Origin of the sequence: Neptuniibacter sp. 2_MG-2023, assembly GCF_030547495.1 — a bacterium.
Classification (GTDB): Bacteria; Pseudomonadota; Gammaproteobacteria; order Pseudomonadales; family Balneatricaceae; genus Neptuniibacter.
Genome location: NZ_JAUOQC010000013.1, coordinates 58900 through 76551, shown reverse-complemented (window position 1 = coordinate 76551; position 17652 = coordinate 58900). Strand labels below are relative to the sequence as shown.

Annotated in this window: 19 protein-coding genes; 9 read left to right on the top strand and 10 right to left on the bottom strand. The window is 43.9% G+C overall.

The genetic code is table 11. The annotated features are described in order from the left end of the window. The first annotated feature begins 85 nt into the window (after window positions 1-85). The 5 genes from Q4486_RS12745 to hemW all read left to right on the top strand — a co-directional run bounded on the left by Q4486_RS12745 (window position 86) and on the right by hemW (window position 4178). On the top strand, window positions 86-1255 hold the full coding sequence (locus Q4486_RS12745) for a homoserine O-acetyltransferase (RefSeq protein WP_303417614.1): 1170 nt from the start codon (window positions 86-88) through the stop codon (window positions 1253-1255). Next, a complete protein-coding gene (gene metW / locus Q4486_RS12740) occupies window positions 1255-1845 on the top strand; it encodes a methionine biosynthesis protein MetW (protein ID WP_067866681.1) in 591 nt (196 codons plus the stop codon). Before Q4486_RS12745 ends, metW begins: the two co-directional genes overlap by 1 nt. A 12-nt stretch (window positions 1846-1857) precedes the next feature. Continuing rightward, entirely contained in the window at window positions 1858-2307 is a 450-nt protein-coding gene (locus tag Q4486_RS12735; RefSeq protein WP_303417616.1) for a DUF4426 domain-containing protein, read from the top strand. A gap of 97 nt (window positions 2308-2404) precedes the next feature. Next, window positions 2405-3025 (top strand): XTP/dITP diphosphatase, encoded by a 621-nt coding sequence (locus tag Q4486_RS12730; protein WP_303417618.1) that lies wholly within the window; start codon window positions 2405-2407, stop codon window positions 3023-3025. Between the two features lie 16 nt (window positions 3026-3041). After that, complete coding sequence (gene hemW / locus Q4486_RS12725) at window positions 3042-4178, top strand: radical SAM family heme chaperone HemW (RefSeq protein ID WP_303519676.1); 1137 nt, start codon at window positions 3042-3044, stop codon at window positions 4176-4178. Between the two features lie 178 nt (window positions 4179-4356). Here hemW and Q4486_RS12720 read toward each other — a convergent pair whose 3' ends face one another. The 7 genes from Q4486_RS12720 to Q4486_RS12690 all read right to left on the bottom strand — a co-directional run bounded on the left by Q4486_RS12720 (window position 4357) and on the right by Q4486_RS12690 (window position 9822). Continuing rightward, entirely contained in the window at window positions 4357-4980 is a 624-nt protein-coding gene (locus Q4486_RS12720; RefSeq protein ID WP_303519675.1) for a hypothetical protein, read from the bottom strand. A 225-nt stretch (window positions 4981-5205) separates the two neighbouring features. Further along, complete coding sequence (locus Q4486_RS12715; protein WP_303519674.1) at window positions 5206-5925, bottom strand: HAD family hydrolase; 720 nt, start codon at window positions 5923-5925, stop codon at window positions 5206-5208. After that, the gene (gene xerC, locus Q4486_RS12710) at window positions 5922-6821 is read right to left on the bottom strand and encodes a tyrosine recombinase XerC (RefSeq protein ID WP_303519673.1); all 900 of its coding nucleotides are present in this window, start codon (window positions 6819-6821) and stop codon (window positions 5922-5924) included. Before xerC ends, Q4486_RS12715 begins: the two co-directional genes overlap by 4 nt. 30 nt (window positions 6822-6851) lie before the next feature. Next, complete coding sequence (locus Q4486_RS12705; protein ID WP_303417627.1) at window positions 6852-7535, bottom strand: DUF484 family protein; 684 nt, start codon at window positions 7533-7535, stop codon at window positions 6852-6854. Continuing rightward, a complete protein-coding gene (dapF, locus tag Q4486_RS12700) occupies window positions 7532-8374 on the bottom strand; it encodes a diaminopimelate epimerase (protein WP_303519672.1) in 843 nt (280 codons plus the stop codon). The genes Q4486_RS12705 and dapF overlap by 4 nt, the downstream gene beginning before the upstream one ends. A gap of 11 nt (window positions 8375-8385) precedes the next feature. Further along, window positions 8386-9642: a diaminopimelate decarboxylase gene (lysA, locus tag Q4486_RS12695; protein WP_303417631.1), complete on the bottom strand. Its 1257-nt coding sequence runs from the start codon at window positions 9640-9642 to the stop codon at window positions 8386-8388. A gap of 18 nt (window positions 9643-9660) precedes the next feature. Then, window positions 9661-9822 (bottom strand): lipoprotein, encoded by a 162-nt coding sequence (locus tag Q4486_RS12690; protein WP_303417633.1) that lies wholly within the window; start codon window positions 9820-9822, stop codon window positions 9661-9663. Between the two features lie 212 nt (window positions 9823-10034). Between Q4486_RS12690 and cyaY the strand changes: the two genes are divergently transcribed. Then, complete coding sequence (gene cyaY, locus Q4486_RS12685) at window positions 10035-10367, top strand: iron donor protein CyaY (RefSeq protein ID WP_067866692.1); 333 nt, start codon at window positions 10035-10037, stop codon at window positions 10365-10367. A 2-nt stretch (window positions 10368-10369) separates the two neighbouring features. Further along, window positions 10370-10936: an SIS domain-containing protein gene (locus Q4486_RS12680; protein ID WP_303519671.1), complete on the top strand. Its 567-nt coding sequence runs from the start codon at window positions 10370-10372 to the stop codon at window positions 10934-10936. On the opposite strand, the gene waaA is transcribed toward Q4486_RS12680, so the two are convergent. Next, complete coding sequence (waaA, locus tag Q4486_RS12675) at window positions 10933-12210, bottom strand: lipid IV(A) 3-deoxy-D-manno-octulosonic acid transferase (protein WP_303519670.1); 1278 nt, start codon at window positions 12208-12210, stop codon at window positions 10933-10935. The genes Q4486_RS12680 and waaA overlap by 4 nt on opposite strands. A 155-nt stretch (window positions 12211-12365) precedes the next feature. Between waaA and Q4486_RS12670 the strand changes: the two genes are divergently transcribed. Together Q4486_RS12670 and Q4486_RS12665 are read left to right on the top strand one after the other, a co-directional pair. Further along, window positions 12366-13553 (top strand): FAD-dependent oxidoreductase, encoded by a 1188-nt coding sequence (locus Q4486_RS12670; protein WP_303519669.1) that lies wholly within the window; start codon window positions 12366-12368, stop codon window positions 13551-13553. Continuing rightward, window positions 13547-14344: an aldo/keto reductase gene (locus Q4486_RS12665; RefSeq protein ID WP_303519668.1), complete on the top strand. Its 798-nt coding sequence runs from the start codon at window positions 13547-13549 to the stop codon at window positions 14342-14344. Before Q4486_RS12670 ends, Q4486_RS12665 begins: the two co-directional genes overlap by 7 nt. Window positions 14345-14363: 19 nt before the next feature. Here the strand turns inward: Q4486_RS12665 and hldE are convergent, their stop codons facing one another. Both hldE and msbA read right to left on the bottom strand, forming a co-directional pair. After that, window positions 14364-15797, bottom strand: coding sequence for a bifunctional D-glycero-beta-D-manno-heptose-7-phosphate kinase/D-glycero-beta-D-manno-heptose 1-phosphate adenylyltransferase HldE (gene hldE, locus Q4486_RS12660; protein ID WP_303519667.1), 1434 nt, complete (start codon window positions 15795-15797; stop codon window positions 14364-14366). Window positions 15798-15814: 17 nt separating this feature from the next. Next, window positions 15815-17605, bottom strand: a complete 1791-nt coding sequence (gene msbA, locus Q4486_RS12655; RefSeq protein WP_303519666.1) for a lipid A export permease/ATP-binding protein MsbA — start codon at window positions 17603-17605, stop codon at window positions 15815-15817. Between the last annotated feature and the right edge of the window lie 47 nt (window positions 17606-17652).

Here is a 17652-nt window from a genome sequence, read left to right as displayed (position 1 = left end):
AGCTCGACTTAAAGAAAACAGCTAAGTCCAAGCGCATAATTTTTACCCTATTTATAGATAGTATTGATAAGAGTCGAACTGAGAAATGCCCACTGTTATTCCTGAAGATTCGGTTGGAATCGTCCAACCACAAAAAATTGATTTTCATGACCCTCTCCAACTCAGTTGCGGGCGAGTACTTGAACGTTATCACCTCATGGTGGAAACCTATGGTGAATTAAACGCAGACTGTTCCAACGCTATTTTGATCTGCCACGCACTTTCTGGAAACCATCATGTTGCTGGATACCACAGTCTCGAAGATAAAAAACCCGGTTGGTGGGATTCTGCTATAGGCCCCGGAAAAGCGATAGATACCAATAAGTTTTTCGTTATTGGCCTTAACAATCTTGGTGGTTGTCATGGTTCAAGTGGCCCCAATCAACCTAATCCTGAAACAGGCCAGCCTTACGGCCCAGATTTTCCAATCATCACCGTTGATGATTGGGTAGAGAGCCAAGCCCGTTTAGCTGATCATTTTGGGATAGAACAATTTGCTGCAGTTATCGGCGGAAGTTTAGGCGGCATGCAAGCTCTACAATGGTCGATCAATTACCCAGAACGCCTTCGTCACTGTATGGTCATTGCCGCGGCGCCCAAACTATCGGCACAAAATATTGCCTTTAATGAAGTTGCGCGACAGGCGATCAGTAAAGATCCCCAGTTCCATGATGGCCATTACTATGCACAAAATGAAGTCCCGAAAGTCGGCTTAATGCTTGCCCGTATGCTGGGACATATTACCTACCTTTCTGATGATGGTATGCGTAGTAAATTTGGTCGAGAACTTCGATCAGGTCAGATTAGTTATGATTTCACCCCTCAATTTGAGGTGGAGTCCTACCTTCGCTATCAAGGAGAGCGCTTCTCGACTGAGTTTGATGCCAATACTTATCTGCTTATGACTAAAGCATTGGATTACTTTGATCCAACCGCCACAGAGGGTAAGCCCTTATCTGAGGTACTGGCAAAAGCAAAAGCTAAATTTATGGTGATATCTTTTACCACTGATTGGCGCTTCTCTCCTGAACGCTCACGGGAGATTGTGGACGCCTTAGTGGATGCAGATAAACAGGTTAGTTATGCGGAAATCGAAGCGGCTCAAGGCCATGATGCTTTCTTAATCCCGATTCCTCGCTACCTCGATGTCTTTAACGCCTATATGCAACGGGTAGAAGCTGATACAAACAGCCTAAGCAGCAAGGAGCCCTCATAATGCGCGCAGATCTAGATTTAATTAAAGATTGGGTCGAACCCGGCAAGCGAGTTCTCGACCTCTGCTGTGGTGATGGTGAGCTTCTGCACTATTTACATAGTGAAAAACAAGCATCCGGTTACGGCTTAGAAATAGGCCCAGAGAACATTACCGAATGTATAGGCAAAGGCGTTAACGTTATTGAAAAAGACATTGAGGAAGGTCTCGCCTCAATCAAAGATAACACTTTTGACACCGTCATCATGACCCAAGCGATTCAAATCATGATGCGTCCCGACGAAATCATTGATGAAATGCTGCGCATAGGCAAAGAATGTATAGTCACGTTTCCAAATTTTGGTCATTGGCGAGCACGAGGCTACCTTGCATTCCGTGGGAAAATGCCTGTTTCTAAGTTCCTACCCTATACTTGGTATAACACACCAAATACCCATTTCTGTACATTTAAGGACTTTGAGCGCCTATGTGTAGAACGCAATATATATATTATGGAACGGACCGTTGTGGATAATGAACATCAGCACCGTTGGTGGATTCATCTATGGCCAAATATGCTGGGTGAAATTGCTATTTACAGAATCACAAAATAAGTGGGGGAAATTATGAATCAACTAGCTAAATGGACAGTGACAACACTCCTAGCAGTGGTCGCTTTAATCAGCCAGCCGCTATTTGCAGATCAATATGTGTCCCATGGAGATTATGAGATACATTACAACGCCTTCAATAGCACCTTTATACAGCCCGATGTTGCTAAAAACATTGGTATTTCACGCAGCAAACGCAGAGCACTAATCAACGTTTCAGTTCTTAAAGTTGACGGCAATCAAAAAACGCCCGTGCAAGCAGTTGTCACTGGAACAGCTACTAATCTGGCGGAGCAACCGCAGAAACTAGCGTTTAAAAAAATAGATGAGGGTAGTGCAATCTATTATTTAGCGCATTTTGGATTCACCAACAGCCAAGTCTTTCGTTTGGCTCTAGATGTACAGCCAGATCCAAATCACCCCGCCTTTACGGTTGAGTTTGAACAACGTTTTTACGAAGACTAAACTCACTGAAGGTCATAAAAAAGTGTGCATATCATGCACACTTTTTTTGTATACCCCCACTTAATTAAAAGCGCTACATAAGAAAAAGGCAGTAAACATGGTCCAGAAAATTGTTTTAGCTAGTGGAAACAAAGGTAAACTGAATGAGTTCAACCACGCACTCAGTGAACTCAATGTAGAAGTCATTCCACAAGCCCAATTTGATGTCCCCGATGCCGACGAAACAGGTCTAAGCTTTGTTGAAAATGCTATTTTAAAAGCCCGCCATGCAGCGAAAATTACCGGCTTACCCGCATTAGCAGATGACTCAGGTCTTGAAGTCGACGCCCTCAATGGAGCACCGGGTATCTACTCTGCTCGCTTCTCGGGTGCGGATGCCAGCGACGCAAAAAACAATGCATTGTTATTAGAAAAGCTAAGTGGTTTAGGGGCAGAGCAACGCAGCGCGCGTTTCCGCTGTGTACTTGCCTTTATGCGCCATGAAAATGATCCCACTCCTTTAATTTGCCAAGGGACATGGGATGGCATCATTCTTGAAAAAGCCTGTGGAGAGCAAGGCTTTGGTTATGACCCGCTATTTTGGGTGCCTGAATTAAATAGCGCATCAGCTCAACTAAGCCCAACACAGAAAAACAAAGTCAGTCATCGTGGGCAAGCTGTAGCACTGCTCAAAAAGACGATAGCTCCTTATTTAGCATCTATTAAAACGTCGAACTGAGCGATTAATAACACCCATGAGCCTTCTACTCCCACCACTCTCACTTTATATACACGTACCATGGTGTGTGCAGAAGTGCCCCTATTGTGACTTTAATTCCCATGCTCAGCGTGAGACTTTACCCGAAGCCGATTATATTAAAACACTGCTTGATGACTTAAATAACGAACGCCAATTTGCCCAAGGCCGTGAGATACAGAGCATCTTTATTGGCGGAGGAACCCCCAGCTTATTCAGTGCTGATAGTTATAAACACTTACTACAAAAAATCCATACTATCATTCCTATCCGCACCGATGCAGAAATCACACTGGAGGCAAACCCTGGTACTTTTGAGAGAAATAAGTTTATTGGCTATAGAGAAGCAGGCATCAATCGCCTATCTATCGGCATCCAAAGTTTTAATGATCAACAGCTAAAAGCTCTAGGACGTATCCATTGTGCAGACGAAGCGATAAAAGCAGCAACTTTAGCGCGTGAGCTTTTCCCTAAGCTAAATTTAGACCTTATGCATGGTTTACCCAACCAGACAGAGGACGGTGCCTTAGCCGATCTTCAGCAAGCTATTGGGCTTCAACCCGATCATCTTTCATGGTATCAACTGACCATCGAGCCCAATACAGAATTCTATGCTAAACCACCTCAACTTCCGGTGGATGAAACACTATGGTCCATTCAAGAAAAAGGCCTCCAGCACATCCAACAAGCGGGATTCGAACAATATGAGATATCCGCTTACACTCAAGGGAACACCCCATCACAACATAACTTAAACTACTGGACCTTCGGTGATTATATAGGCATAGGGGCTGGCGCCCACGGTAAAATTACTTTATTAGAAGAACAACAGATTATTCGTCGCTGGAAACAGAAACAACCTAAAGCTTATATGCAACCTAGTAGCCGACTTGTAGGTCATGAACTGATAGAACAAGATGACCGCGCTTTTGAGTTTATGTTGAACGCCCTGCGCTTACATAAAGGAGTACCTAAACAGTTATTTTCTGAACGTACAGGTATCCCACTAACCACACTATCACCACTGCTCGATAGCGCCATAAAGAGAGGACTACTAAGCGCATCCAATAATCGCTTAGTACCGACCCAACAAGGCCGTTTATTCTTGAATGATCTGCTAGAGATATTTCTTTAAGCTAGATAGCCAAAGACAGTAATCACCTTAGCTTGTCGATTGAAAACCAAGTAACCCGGGCCAGATAAAAATAAGAATCTCATAACAGCTTACGTAGATTTACACTTGCAGTAACATAATGGTTACACATAAAAAAAGCGTGGAATACCACGCTTTTATGTCTTTATGTTAGTCGCTGCTAAACCTTATCCGCTCGCCTTTTGCTAATCACTTGCCATAAAAATTCCACAGCGGCGATAACCAATAAAGCATAACCTATTAACTCAGTCCCCTCTTCCGCTATATTTTTGACCACTCGCATATAGCCATCACCCATCACCGCTTCCCAAAAGGATCCTCTACCAAACAGGCGAGAGAAAACCAGAACAACTAAAATACCACTTAGAAATATTCCAGCACTAGATGAACGGGAGTACTCAATTAGAGACTCTTTGATTGGACGAGGTTGCTTAAATAAATAAAAGGCGGACGCCGCTATAGAGCTATAAACCAATACCTGCCAAGCCCCGTCAAAAAAGTTATCGTCCAGAAATGCGTCAAATTCTCGGATCAGCATTAAACCAACTAATGTCGCTACAATAACAACAGCGGGCCTCAGCGACTGACTTAGTTTGGCTGCGATAAAAAACACCACACAACTTATAAATGCAAAAGCATTGTGCATTTGTTCCGTGGTCGAATGCTCACCATAATCACTTTTAGTCAGTTCAGAATAACCTTCCATTGAAAAAAGGTGTGCCACGCCCACAATAAACAACACATAAAACAGGGAGCGCACCATCAGCATTGCAAATGACTGCATTATAATAATCCATTTAATTCAAATAGTTGGAAGAAATACACCATATCCCGAGTCTGAAGTTAGCAACGTATCGCTGCCTTTGGTGCACTAAAGTGGGGCTCATTTTATAGGAAACTGCCCTTAAGACAAAAGAATTAATAAATTGTTCACAATAAAGTAAAAAAATTGACATTAGAAAGGGATATGTCAAACAGATTGAATTTATAATTCATTTGGAATGGATACTTACAAAACCACCTTATTAACAGCCTCCTCTCTAATTTCTTCAACTTTTTCCACTATTTCACTCAAGCAATTTACTTCTTTACTGGCATTTGGGATATGAGCGTCTTGCTTCAGGTTAACCCAGATTGTCCACAAACCTGCGGCTTCCGCTCCCTCAATATCATGCTGAGGGTTATCACCTATATGTATCACTTGTTCAGGACGCAGATTTGTATGCGCTAACATCTGCTCAAACATGAGCGGATGAGGTTTCATCGCCCCAACATCATCGGCTTTAAACTGGAAATCCATCACATCTGCTAATCCAACCTTGTGGATATCTGCATTGCCGTTACTTAACGCGCCTAAAATATAGCCCTGCTTTTTTAACGCCAGCAGCGTTTCACGGGCATGCTCAAAATAACTTACTTGTTGGCGCGCATGTAAAAAAACATCAAAGGCTTGCTCTGTTAATAACTTAACATCTTGCGCCGAATAGCCAGCCTTCTCTAAACCAAAGCGTAATTGGGCCATTCTAATTTGAGTCACACTATGGGCAATATCAGGCTGTTCCGACAAAACAGCCGTTCTTAATATGGCTAAATCCTTTAACTGATAGCAGCGAGTAAACGCAGGCGCATATTGAGCCAACCAATCAAACATAGTCTGATTGGCCTGCTTTATAACGGGATCAACAGCCCATAAAGTGTCATCCAGATCAAAGGTAATACATTTAATCATTTCTTTGCCTTTTTATGTGCCCTAGGGTGCGCACCTTCATAAACCTGCATCAAATGCTGAAAATCTAAGTGAGTATAGATCTGGGTCGTGGAGATATCTTCATGCCCTAAAAGCTCTTGCACAGCACGTAGATCTCCACTGGATTCCAACATGTGGCTAGCAAAACTATGTCTTAGACGGTGAGGATGAACTTTGCCTTGTACCCCTAATCGCTTGCCCCAATAATCCATACGTTGCTGTACTGCTCTTACTGATATACGACTACCACGTTTGCTCACAAATAGAGCACTCTCACTATAATCAGCTAACTGATGCCGATAATCTAGCCACTGATCAATGGCCGTAATTGCCTTACTTCCTATTGGCAACATACGCATTTTACTGCCTTTACCAGTAACTCTTAAGCTATGGTCCGCTAAATCGATACTATGCATATCCAAGCTAACAAGTTCGGATATACGTAAACCCGATGAATAGATCAACTCCATGATTGCAGCATCTCTAGCAGACACTGCATCAATAATAGGAATATCTAATAACTGGACCATCTGATCCGCATCCAGTGTACTAGGAAGTTTACGTGATGATTTTGGCGCCTGAACCGCAAGCGCAGGATTTTGCTCGACTAGGCGCTCTCGAGCAAGAAAACGATAAAAACTACGCGTAGCAGACAGCGCCCGTTGAATACTAGCGCCAGATAGCCCCTGCCGATGAATTTTAACCACAAACTGGCGAACGTGTTTGGCTTCTACATCAGCCCACTGAGATAGGTCCTGCTCATCAATGAAGTCACTAAACTTTGCAAGATCACGTGCATAGTTATCCAGCGTATGATGAGACAGTTGCTTTTCAGTGGAAAGATAGTGCAAAAATTGCTCAAGCTGAGCTTCCTTCAAACTATCTTCTCCATCTTGTTGTGTAAAAATTTAATATTCCTGTTGGCGCATAATCCGATAAGCAACACGACTTAACACTTCACCAACGTAACTAAGCAAAACAGTTCCTTGGCTACTTGTGAAGTAATTAGGATCAAAACTACCGACAGCTAATAACCCCAATGCTTCTCCCTGAACTAAAGGCACTACCGCCGCAGATTGCACTTTGATCGCGTCAGCCGCAAAAATAAACTCGTTTTCAGCCTTACTTAATTGTCCACAGCTCGGAAGATTGGTACTCATCAACCCACTGATAACACTGGCGCTATCTTGATCCATCAGACGCAAATTATTGACATCCAAAGGTTTATGGGTAAATAAAATCAATGAGGTTGTATCACTCGCAAAATCCTGACAAAGGCTTTCATCGATAGCGACCGCTATATCATCCAATGTTTCAGATTCAAGCAAAGCAAGTACCATACGTTTAGTTTTTTCAAACTGAACATCATTATGGCGAGCAATATCGATCAGATCTGAAAGATGTGACGTAAGATTTTGATTTTTCTCACGTAGCACAGTTGTCTGGCGCTCGACTAACGAAACAGCTCGACCTGTTTCATGAGGTACATATAACTTCTCTAACAACTTAGCATTACGAGTAAAAAAGTCCGGATGCTGCTGTAAAAAATCAGCAACCTTCGCCTCTGTCAGCTGTTCTAATTGATCACTCATATAAAAACCTGTCCTTCAAAAACCGTTGTTGCTGGCCCAGTCATAATAACGGGCTGTTCCTCACCATGCCATTCAATCTGCAAATCACCACCAGGCAGATGAACGGTAACCGGCATATCAAGCTTACCACGCAACGCCCCTGCAACAACGGCTGCACAAGCACCGGTGCCACAGGCTCGGGTTTCCCCTACGCCGCGCTCAAAAACACGTAGATTAACTTCATTACGATTAAGTACCTGCATAAAGCCAATATTAGCTTTGGCTGGGAACCGTGGGTGAGCCTCCAAAAGTGGCCCCAAAGTTTCTACTTGCGCTTCATCTGTACTATTAACCAACAAGACAGCATGAGGATTACCCATAGAAACAGCACTCAGCTCAACAGTCTGTGTCTCACCTTTCACATCCAGATCAACGGAATAGGTAATTGCCTGCTGATTAGCTACAAATGGAATAGCCTCCGGTTGAAGAATAGGCGCCCCCATATCCACTTCAACCTTTTTATCGGGATGAACCTTCAGTTGTGCACGTCCATTGGCCGTCTGCACAGTAATGGTCGTTTTACCTGTAAGCCGTTTATCACGCACAAACTTAGCAAAACAGCGAGCTCCATTACCGCAGTTTTCAACCTCCGAGCCATCTTGGTTAAAAATCCGATAACGAAAATCAACATCAGGCTCTGTCGGCGGCTCAACAATGAGTAGCTGATCAAAACCAACACCTAAGTGCCGGTCACTGAGCTTTTTTACAAGTTTAGGTGTCACTTTAATACGCTGAGTAACAAGATCCAGCACCATAAAGTCATTACCTAACCCATGCATTTTAGTGAAACGAACTAACATAGATAAAGCTCCTAACGATCTTTAGGTAAAAGTTGCTCACCTCTAACAAGATCCGTCAAAGTTTCACGTTTCCGAATAAGATAGTGCTGACTATCATCAACCATCACTTCAGCTGGGCGACCACGGCTGTTGTAATTAGATGCCATCACAAAACCATAAGCACCGGCAGAGCAAACCGCCAACAGGTCACCTGGCTCTAAATTTAGAGCGCGATCTTTACCTAAAAAGTCACCCGTTTCACAAACCGGGCCCACTAGATCCCAAGATTTAGTTTCTCCACCCTCCCGCAAAAGGGCTGGAATAATATCTTGATAAGCACTGTATAGCGCAGGGCGTATAAGGTCATTCATTGCGCCATCAATTATGGCGAAGTTTTTCTCATCCGTGCACTTCAAAAACTCAACTCGCGTTAGCATCACACCAGCATTTGCAGCAATCGAACGACCCGGCTCAAAAATCAGCCCTAACTCACGGTCGCCTAATTTATCTAAGACAGCAGCGATATACTCTTGCGGAGTAGGCGGTTCTTCATCGGTATAACAAACACCAAGCCCCCCACCTAAATCTAAATGTTTAATCTTGATGCCTTCTTCAGCCAACTTATCAACTAAAACCAAAACACGATCAAGAGCATCCAAGAATGGCGCAACTTCAGTCAACTGACTACCGATATGGCAATCCATACCGACAATATCAACATTATTCATCTCTGCTGCGCGCTTATAAATGCGTACAGCTTCATTAATATCAATACCGAATTTATTATCTTTTAACCCTGTAGATATATAAGGGTGTGTACCCGCATCAACATCAGGATTCACTCGGAACGATATAGCGGCAATTTTATCTTCAGCAGCAGCCACATCATTAACACGAACTAATTCAGCTTCTGACTCAATATTAAAACAGCGGATCCCCGCATTAAGCGCTTGAATAATCTCGTAAGGCTGTTTGCCTACCCCTGAAAAAACGACTTTAGAAGCATCACCACCCGCTCTTAAAACCCGTTCAAGCTCACCCGCAGAAACAATATCAAAACCAGCGCCTAAACGAGCTAATACATTCAATACTGCAATATTAGAATTCGCTTTTACTGCATAGCATACGAGAGCATCTCGCCCTTCCAGAGCTTCTGCATAAGCAAGATAAGCGCGCTCTAGTGCATCTCTTGAATAAACATAGGTTGGGGTGCCAAACTCTTCAGCAATTTGCGTCAAAGCCACTTCTTCACAGCAAAGCTGTTCGTTTCTATACTCAAATGTATCCATTAAAAATCTCTTAACATTCTATTTCTGCTGTGAATTTTTATCTGCTTCTTCACTAGGCAGATACAAAGGGCCTTTTTGACCACAACCACCCAAGATAAGTAAGCTTAACAACATGACCAACCCAATACATTTCGTCTGTGCTTTCACAGCAGCTTTCCCCAAATAAACGGCATAATCCATCGATTATACCTATAACCAGAAATATTCATAAAACCGTTTTCAAATTTAGTTAAAAAAACCTTATTTAAAGACAAATAAAATAACCTTTTTTAGCTAAATACAGGCAGAAACACGACGGTATAATGAGAATCATTCTTCGGCTTTTCAGTTTAGCTTGATATACTCCTATGCCATAGCCCATGTTTGAAGGCTTTAACTAGCCGGAGTGAGAAATGACTGAGAGTGAATTTAACGATCGTGTTGACGCAACCTTAGAACAAATTGAAGAGATTCTAGATGAAGCTGAAACAGATATAGATGTACTACAAGGTGGTGGCATACTGACCATTATCTGCGAGAATAAAACTCAGCTTATTTTCACCCGACAAGCTCCTGTTAAACAGCTCTGGCTTGCTACTAAAAGCGGCGGCTACCATTTTGACTATGATGCGGAACAAGCCAGCTGGGTATTAGACAGTAATGGAGAGCAACTCAGTCCCTTCCTGACCCGCGCATTTAGTGAACAAGCGGGCGAGACCCTTGAATTTGATTTGGCAGGGGCGTAAACATGTCATTTGATAATGCATTGCAGCGCCACTTCGATACTTTTAACAAACTGCAAACGATCAAAGTAGAAACAGAGCAATTGGTAGAACAGATCGATCTTTGTCTTCAAAAAGGCGGCAAACTTATTTTTATGGGCAATGGCGGTAGCGCAGCTGACAGCCAACATTTAGCCGCCGAATTTGTTGTTCGTTACAAAGCTGAAAGAAAGCCTTTATCAGCCATCGCCCTGACGGTAGACACATCAATACTGACCGCCCATAGTAATGATTACAGCTTTGATACGGTCTTTACCCGCCAAATTCAAGCATTAGCTAAACCAGAAGATCTCATCATTGGTATATCTACATCAGGTAATAGCGCAAATATTATTGATGCCATCAAAGCAGCATCTGAAATAGGTTGCAAAACATGGGCTTGGACGGGTTCTCATGGCGGCCAACTCAATGAGATTGCTGATCATCTCATCCGTATACCATCCGATGAAACCGCACGCATCCAAGAAGCTCATATTTTTATCGGCCACTGGTTATGTGAAGAGATGGATCGTCGAACTTCAGAAAACACTTAATCCTTTAAGCAGTATTCATCCGTCAGGGCGTATAGTTTCTCTAATGCGCCCTGATTTTGCATAACAAATTGATACCCTCCCTGCCCCTGGCTGCTCAACCGCTCCGTATCGTCTAACAGACGCCTTAACTCGCCAGCAAGTCCATCGGCATCACTCACAACCGTTAAGCCACCAGCTTGCTGAAGGGAGTCGCAGATCAACTGAAAGTTAAAATAGTGTGGTCCCATAATAACGGGCTTTTTTAACACCGCAGGTTCCAGTGGGTTATGTCCGCCACGCTCAACCAAACTGCCGCCAACAAAAGCGATATCTGCAGCAGCCAATAGTTTCATTAACTCTCCCATAGTATCGCCCAGATACACTTGTGTGCGACTCTCCGGCTGCTGCCCTAAACTACGCCTCGCTAATTTCAGACCAGCTTGCTTAATTAGCTCTGCTACCCGATCAAAACGTTCAGGATGACGCGGCACAACCACTAATAAAAGATCGGGGTAATCGGATAGTAGTTGCTGATAAACCGCAATCAATTCTGATTCCTCTCCCTCATGGGTGCTCGCACCAATGAGGACTTTCCGTGATTCCCCCCACATCTGGCGCAATGCATAAGCCAAACGTTCACTTCCTTCTGGCGCTTTAACATCAAATTTGATTGACCCAGTGACCGACATAGAGCGAGAAGGCAGACCTAAATCTAAAAACCGTTGGCCATCAATCTCATTTTGTACGGCTATCATATTGATCTGTTCTAACATCTGCCGCGCCAATGTACTAAATCGCGTATAACCTCTAGCGGAACGTTCAGACAACCGTGCATTCGCAACCAGTAAAGGAATACCACTATGTGCGCAACTATTAACAAGATTCGGCCATAGCTCAGTTTCTACAATTACGCAGGCCCGAGGATTTAGCTTTTTAATAAAACGTTTGAGAGCACAAGGCAGGTCATATGGACAGTAGTAGTGGGTCACAGTATCAGCAAAACTTGCCTTTACCCGTTCAGCCCCTGTCGGCGTCATAGTTGTCATCACAATAGGTATATCTGGATAACGCGCCTGAATCAGCTTAACTAGGGGCACTATAGCTAGAGTTTCACCTACAGAAACAGCATGAATCCAGAGCGGCTGCGTGCTCATCTTGTTTTTAGGTTTAAAAAAACCCAACCGTTCTAGCCAGCGCTCTCTATAAGCGGGTGCTTTCAAACCTCGCCACCATAACCGGCCTAAAATAAAAGGCAACGCGAGGTAAAATAAAACGGTATAGAGCAGACGATTCATTACAGTTTTTCAGCCACAAACAAAGAGCAACAATTATATCATGCTTACATGGTTTCTATACCTAAAGTCATTTTTCTCATCCATCCTGATAACCTAGCCAGCGCCCCCTGCACTTGCCTATAATGGCCCCCTAAACTTTTGTAACGAAGCCTTTTATGAACACCCTAAAGCTTGACCTAATTATTATAGGTGGCGGTATCGCGGGCCTATGGACATTAAATCGCGCAGTTAGCGCAGGTTTTAATGCTATTTTGCTGGAAAAAAGCACCTTAGGTGGAGGGCAATCAATACGCTCTCAAGGTATTATTCATGGCGGCACTAAATACGCACTGAGCGGTGTTCTAACACAAGCCTCAAATACAATTAAAGAGATGCCTCAACGCTGGCGTGACTGCTTAGATGGCCAAGGTGAGATCAACTTAAACGGCGTAAATATCCTTTCAGATGCCCACTATATGTGGTCAAAAGGCTCTCTTGGCTCTCGCATGACAACTTTCTTTGCGACCAAAGCCTTTAGAGGGCGGGTTGAAGAAGTTTCCGCTAATGAGCGCCCACAAGTATTCAAAAACAAACAATTCAAAGGCTCTCTATATCGCCTAAATGAACTAGTTTTGGATATTCCTAGTGTTATCAACACGCTACGCCAACCAGTAGAAAATAGAATCTATCAAGCCGATATCACTAACGCTCAGATTGATAGCGATGGTAAAACCATCAAAGGCATTACCTTCCCAACCCAAAACCTACGCTTAGAAGCTAAGAATTTAGTACTCACTTCAGGTGAAGGTTTTGAAGCACTAGCTAAAACACTCGATATCCGCCAACCCGAAATGCAGCGTCGCCCTTTGCATATGGTAATGGTCAAACACCAATACGACCTACCAACCTATGCCCACTGTATTGGCACTGGCAGTAAACCAGTCGCAACCATCACAACACACCCCTGTAAAGATGGTAAACATATATGGTATTTAGGGGGTAACGTCGCAGAAACAGGCATGGACCGTACAGAGCAAGAACAGATAGCCTTCGCGAAAGAGGAGCTTGCCACACTGCTGCCTTGGGTTGATCTATCTAAAGCAGAATGGGCCGCTTTCCATATTAACCGCGCAGAACCTAAACAATCAGCACTGGTAAGGCCCGATTCCGCTTATGCAGAAAAAGTAGGTAACTGTATTGTGGCTTGGCCCACTAAACTAGCGCTCTCTCCCGACCTTGCCGATCAAGTATTATCTTTATGTGATCAACCTAGCCAAGCAGTAGAAAGTAATAGCTTACAGCCCCTACAAATACTGCCCAAACCTGAAACCGCAGAGCCTGTTTGGGAGACTCTATTTTGCTAAAACGTCAGTTGGCTAATACGGGTTTAAATATCTCCCCCCTTGGTATGGGAACCGTCAAGCTCGGCAGAAATCAGGGCGTCAAATATCCTACACATTTTGTATTGCCTAGTGATAAGGAAGCCAGCGATCTTATTGCTCTTGCTAAAGAGTTAGGGATTAATTTAATCGATACAGCGCCTGCTTATGGCAATAGTGAAGAGCGTTTAGGTAAGTTACTCAAAGGACAGCGGCAAGACTGGATTATCTGTTCAAAAGCAGGCGAAGAGTTTGATAATTCAACAGGTCAATCCAGCTATATTTTCACCCCTGAACATCTGCAATTTAGTGTAGAACGTAGCTTAAAACGCCTTGATACCGATTATATTGATATGTTGCTAATCCATTCCGACGGTAATGATGTAGAAATCATAGAACGCTACGGCACACTTCAGGCGCTAAATGAATTAAAAACTCAGGGAAAGATACGCGCAAGCGGGATGTCGACCAAAACTATCGAGGGCGGACTCTTAGCGCTGCAACAATCGGATTGTGCAATGGTCACTTATAACTTAGATCACACAGAGGAGGAACCTGTGCTTGATTATGCTGCGCAAAATAACAAAGGTATTTTACTGAAAAAGGCACTCGCATCAGGGCATATTTGTGCGGCTTCAAACGGAGACTCTGTACAAGCCAGTTTTGACTATATCTTTGCTCATCCAGGCGTAACATCCGCGATTATTGGCACCATCAACCCTGAACACTTACGCAGTAATGTTAAAGCAGCAGAGAAAGCTATCAATCGGAAATAGCTTTCTCTTATCTTAGCACTTAAAGATCTGTATCTTTCTGAATCTTTTCTACAATAGCCGTTGTAGAGCAATCATCAAGAAATGATAATACTTTAACTTCACCACCATAGCTGCGTACAAACTCCCCACCGACAACACCTTCGATACCGTAATCACCGCCTTTGACGAGTACATCAGGACGTACCCGCTCCAATAAGCGCTCTGGCGTATCTTCATCAAAATAAAGTACCCAATCCACCGCTTCTAAACCGGATAAAACCGCCATTCGCCGCTCAACAGGATTAATAGGACGGCCAGGGCCTTTAAGGCGACTGACTGACTCATCACTATTGATCGCTAAGACAAGACGATCACCTTGGGCGCGTGCTTGCGCTAAGTAACCTACATGGCCAGCATGAAGAATATCGAAGCAACCATTAGTAAAAACGATGGACTCCCCTGCCGCTCGAGCATCAGCTAAGGCTATAAGTAGCTGCTCTTCAGTCATGACCCCTTTCTCTGCACCTTGCTCCTTGCTAACCTCTCGACGAAGTTCTGGTGCACTAATCGCCGCCGTACCCAGCTTACCAACCACAATACTGGCAGCAATATTAGATAGCGCAACGGCATTAGGGAGATCTTCACCTGAAGCCAATGCAGCCGCTAACGTTGAGATGACTGTATCCCCCGCACCTGTCACATCAAACACTTCTCGGGCACGTGCAGGAAAATGTAACTCTTCTTTATTAGCACGAATGAGTGTCATGCCCTGCTCACTGCGAGTAATCAGTAACGCTTCAAGCTCCAACTCTTTAACGAGTGCCTGACCTCGTGTTACCAACTCATCTTCAGTTTTACAAACACCAACAATAGTCTCAAATTCGGACAGATTTGGCGTTAGTAGCGTGGCGCCTTTATAGCGACTAAAATCACATCCCTTAGGGTCCACCAATATAGTTACATTGTTATTTTTAGCGTCACGAATCAGGCTCTGACAATCTGATAACGTCCCTTTTCCATAGTCAGATAGCACCAAAACACCAACATTCTCTAAAAGTGGCGAAGTAGCATTTTCTATCTGCTCACTATAGTCATGGGAGAAGGGCTCTTCAAAATCCAACCTAATCAACTGCTGATGGCGACTAATCACGCGCAACTTAGTAATTGTCGGCTCATTCTCAGCCTTAGAAAAAGCACAGTGTACGCGGGCCGATTGCAACTGTTTCTCAAGCGCTACCCCCGCCTCATCATCACCTACCAACCCTACCAGTGAAACACCAGCCCCTAACGCTGTGACATTAAGGGCAACGTTTGCAGCGCCACCGGGACGATCCTCATGCTGCTCAACTTTAACAATAGGAACCGGCGCCTCAGGAGAGATACGTGAAGTCGGCCCCTGCCAATAGCGATCTAGCATCAGGTCACCAACAACAAGCACCTGAGCTTTATCAAAACGCGGCATATGGATTTTCATTCAATATCTCCAGTACTTTATTTTTCAGTCGTATCTAGGTTCGAGTGAGCAGCACCCACACCTTCACTAAACTGCTTTTTGTATAGTCCAGCGTAGGTACGTCCCATGGCTAATAGCTCATGATGTGTGCCTTGCTCAATAATTTGCCCCTGCTCCATCACAACAATCTGATCTGCAGATTCAATAGTCGACAAACGGTGGGCAATGACCAAGGTGGTTCGACCCTGCATTACATTTTCCAGTGCTGCTTGAATATGCCTTTCCGATTCAGTATCTAAAGCAGAGGTAGCCTCATCGAGAATAAGTACAGGGGCATTTTTAAGAATGGCACGCGCTATAGCAATACGCTGACGTTGCCCACCAGATAATTTCGTTCCTTTTTCCCCTACTTCGGTATTTAAACCATCACTCATCCGCGAGACAAATTCCATAACATGCGCGGCTTCAGCGGCGGCGAGAATATCCTCTTCACTCACATCCTTCATCGCACCGTAAGCAATATTTTCTCTAATGGTTCCGTCAAAAAGAACAACATTTTGTGTTACTAATGCGATCTGATTGCGTAACGATGCTAATTCGTACTCCGCCAGAGGTTGACCATCAAGCAAAATCTCACCCGATGTTGGCTCATAAAAGCGAGGCAACAGATTTGCTAAGGTTGACTTACCACTACCCGATTTACCGACAAAAGCCACTGTTTGGCCGGGAGCGATCGACAGATTAAGGTTGGTCAAGACCGGCTTATTGGGTAGATAGGAGAAACATAGATTATGGAGTTGTAATCGACCTTCTCCGCGCTCACTGATGACTGCACCAGTATTGCTTTCTATCTCTTCATCAATCAACTCAAAGATACTCTGCGCTGCGGCGATCCCTCGCTGAATTGCACCATTCACTTCAGTTAAAGAACGAAGCGGTTTAGCGATCAAGCCTGCGGCAGTAATAAAAGCAATAAATTGCCCCGCACTCATACCAGTACTCATCAGAGGATGTAAGGCTAGAAAGATCAACAATGCTAATGCACTCGATACTATAAGCTGCACTATAGGGGTACTCAACGCCTCAGTGGTTGCCATTTTTAAGCTCTGGCGTAAATTTTGTCCACTCGCCTCACCAAAGCGTTGACGCTCCTTATCACTACCACCAAATATTCTAACAACCTGTACACCTTGCACGTTTTCAGAAGCCACATGAGTCACCTCACCCATAGAGTCTTGAATACGATGACCTAAACGACGAAAGCGTTTAGAAGCTACAGCAACGACCAGCGCAATAAACGGCGACACCGCAGCAAACACTAGGGTTAATTGCCAATTAAGAAACAACAGATAGCCGAGCAAGCCAAGAACAGTCATCCCCTCTCTTACGCTAATTTTGAGCGATTCCGTGGCAGCGTTAGTGACCTGCTCAACATTATAAGAGATTTTAGAAAGGATATGACCCGAGGCATTATTGTGAAAATAATCCAAAGGAATAACTAACAACTTATCAAACATCACCACCCGTAATTGATGAACAATATTACGCGCCACATAAGCAGTAAAGTAGTTCCCCATAAAGGTGCCGAGCCCTCGAGCAAAAGCAATACCCATCAAAGCCAAAGGACCATAGATATACGCATTCTCTTTCTGCTCCCCTATAGCATCAACAAGATACTCCATAAGGGCAGCAAACCCTGTTTGCGTCGCGGCATAAATAATAAAACCGATAATACCTAGGGAAAAAGGCAGCCAATATGGCCGTACATATGCAAGAAGACGAAGGTATATCTTCATCCCTGTTCCTGATGCTGGAACCTGATCAGTCATATAGATCTATCTTATATTACAAATAATTAGTCACTATTGTACCTTGC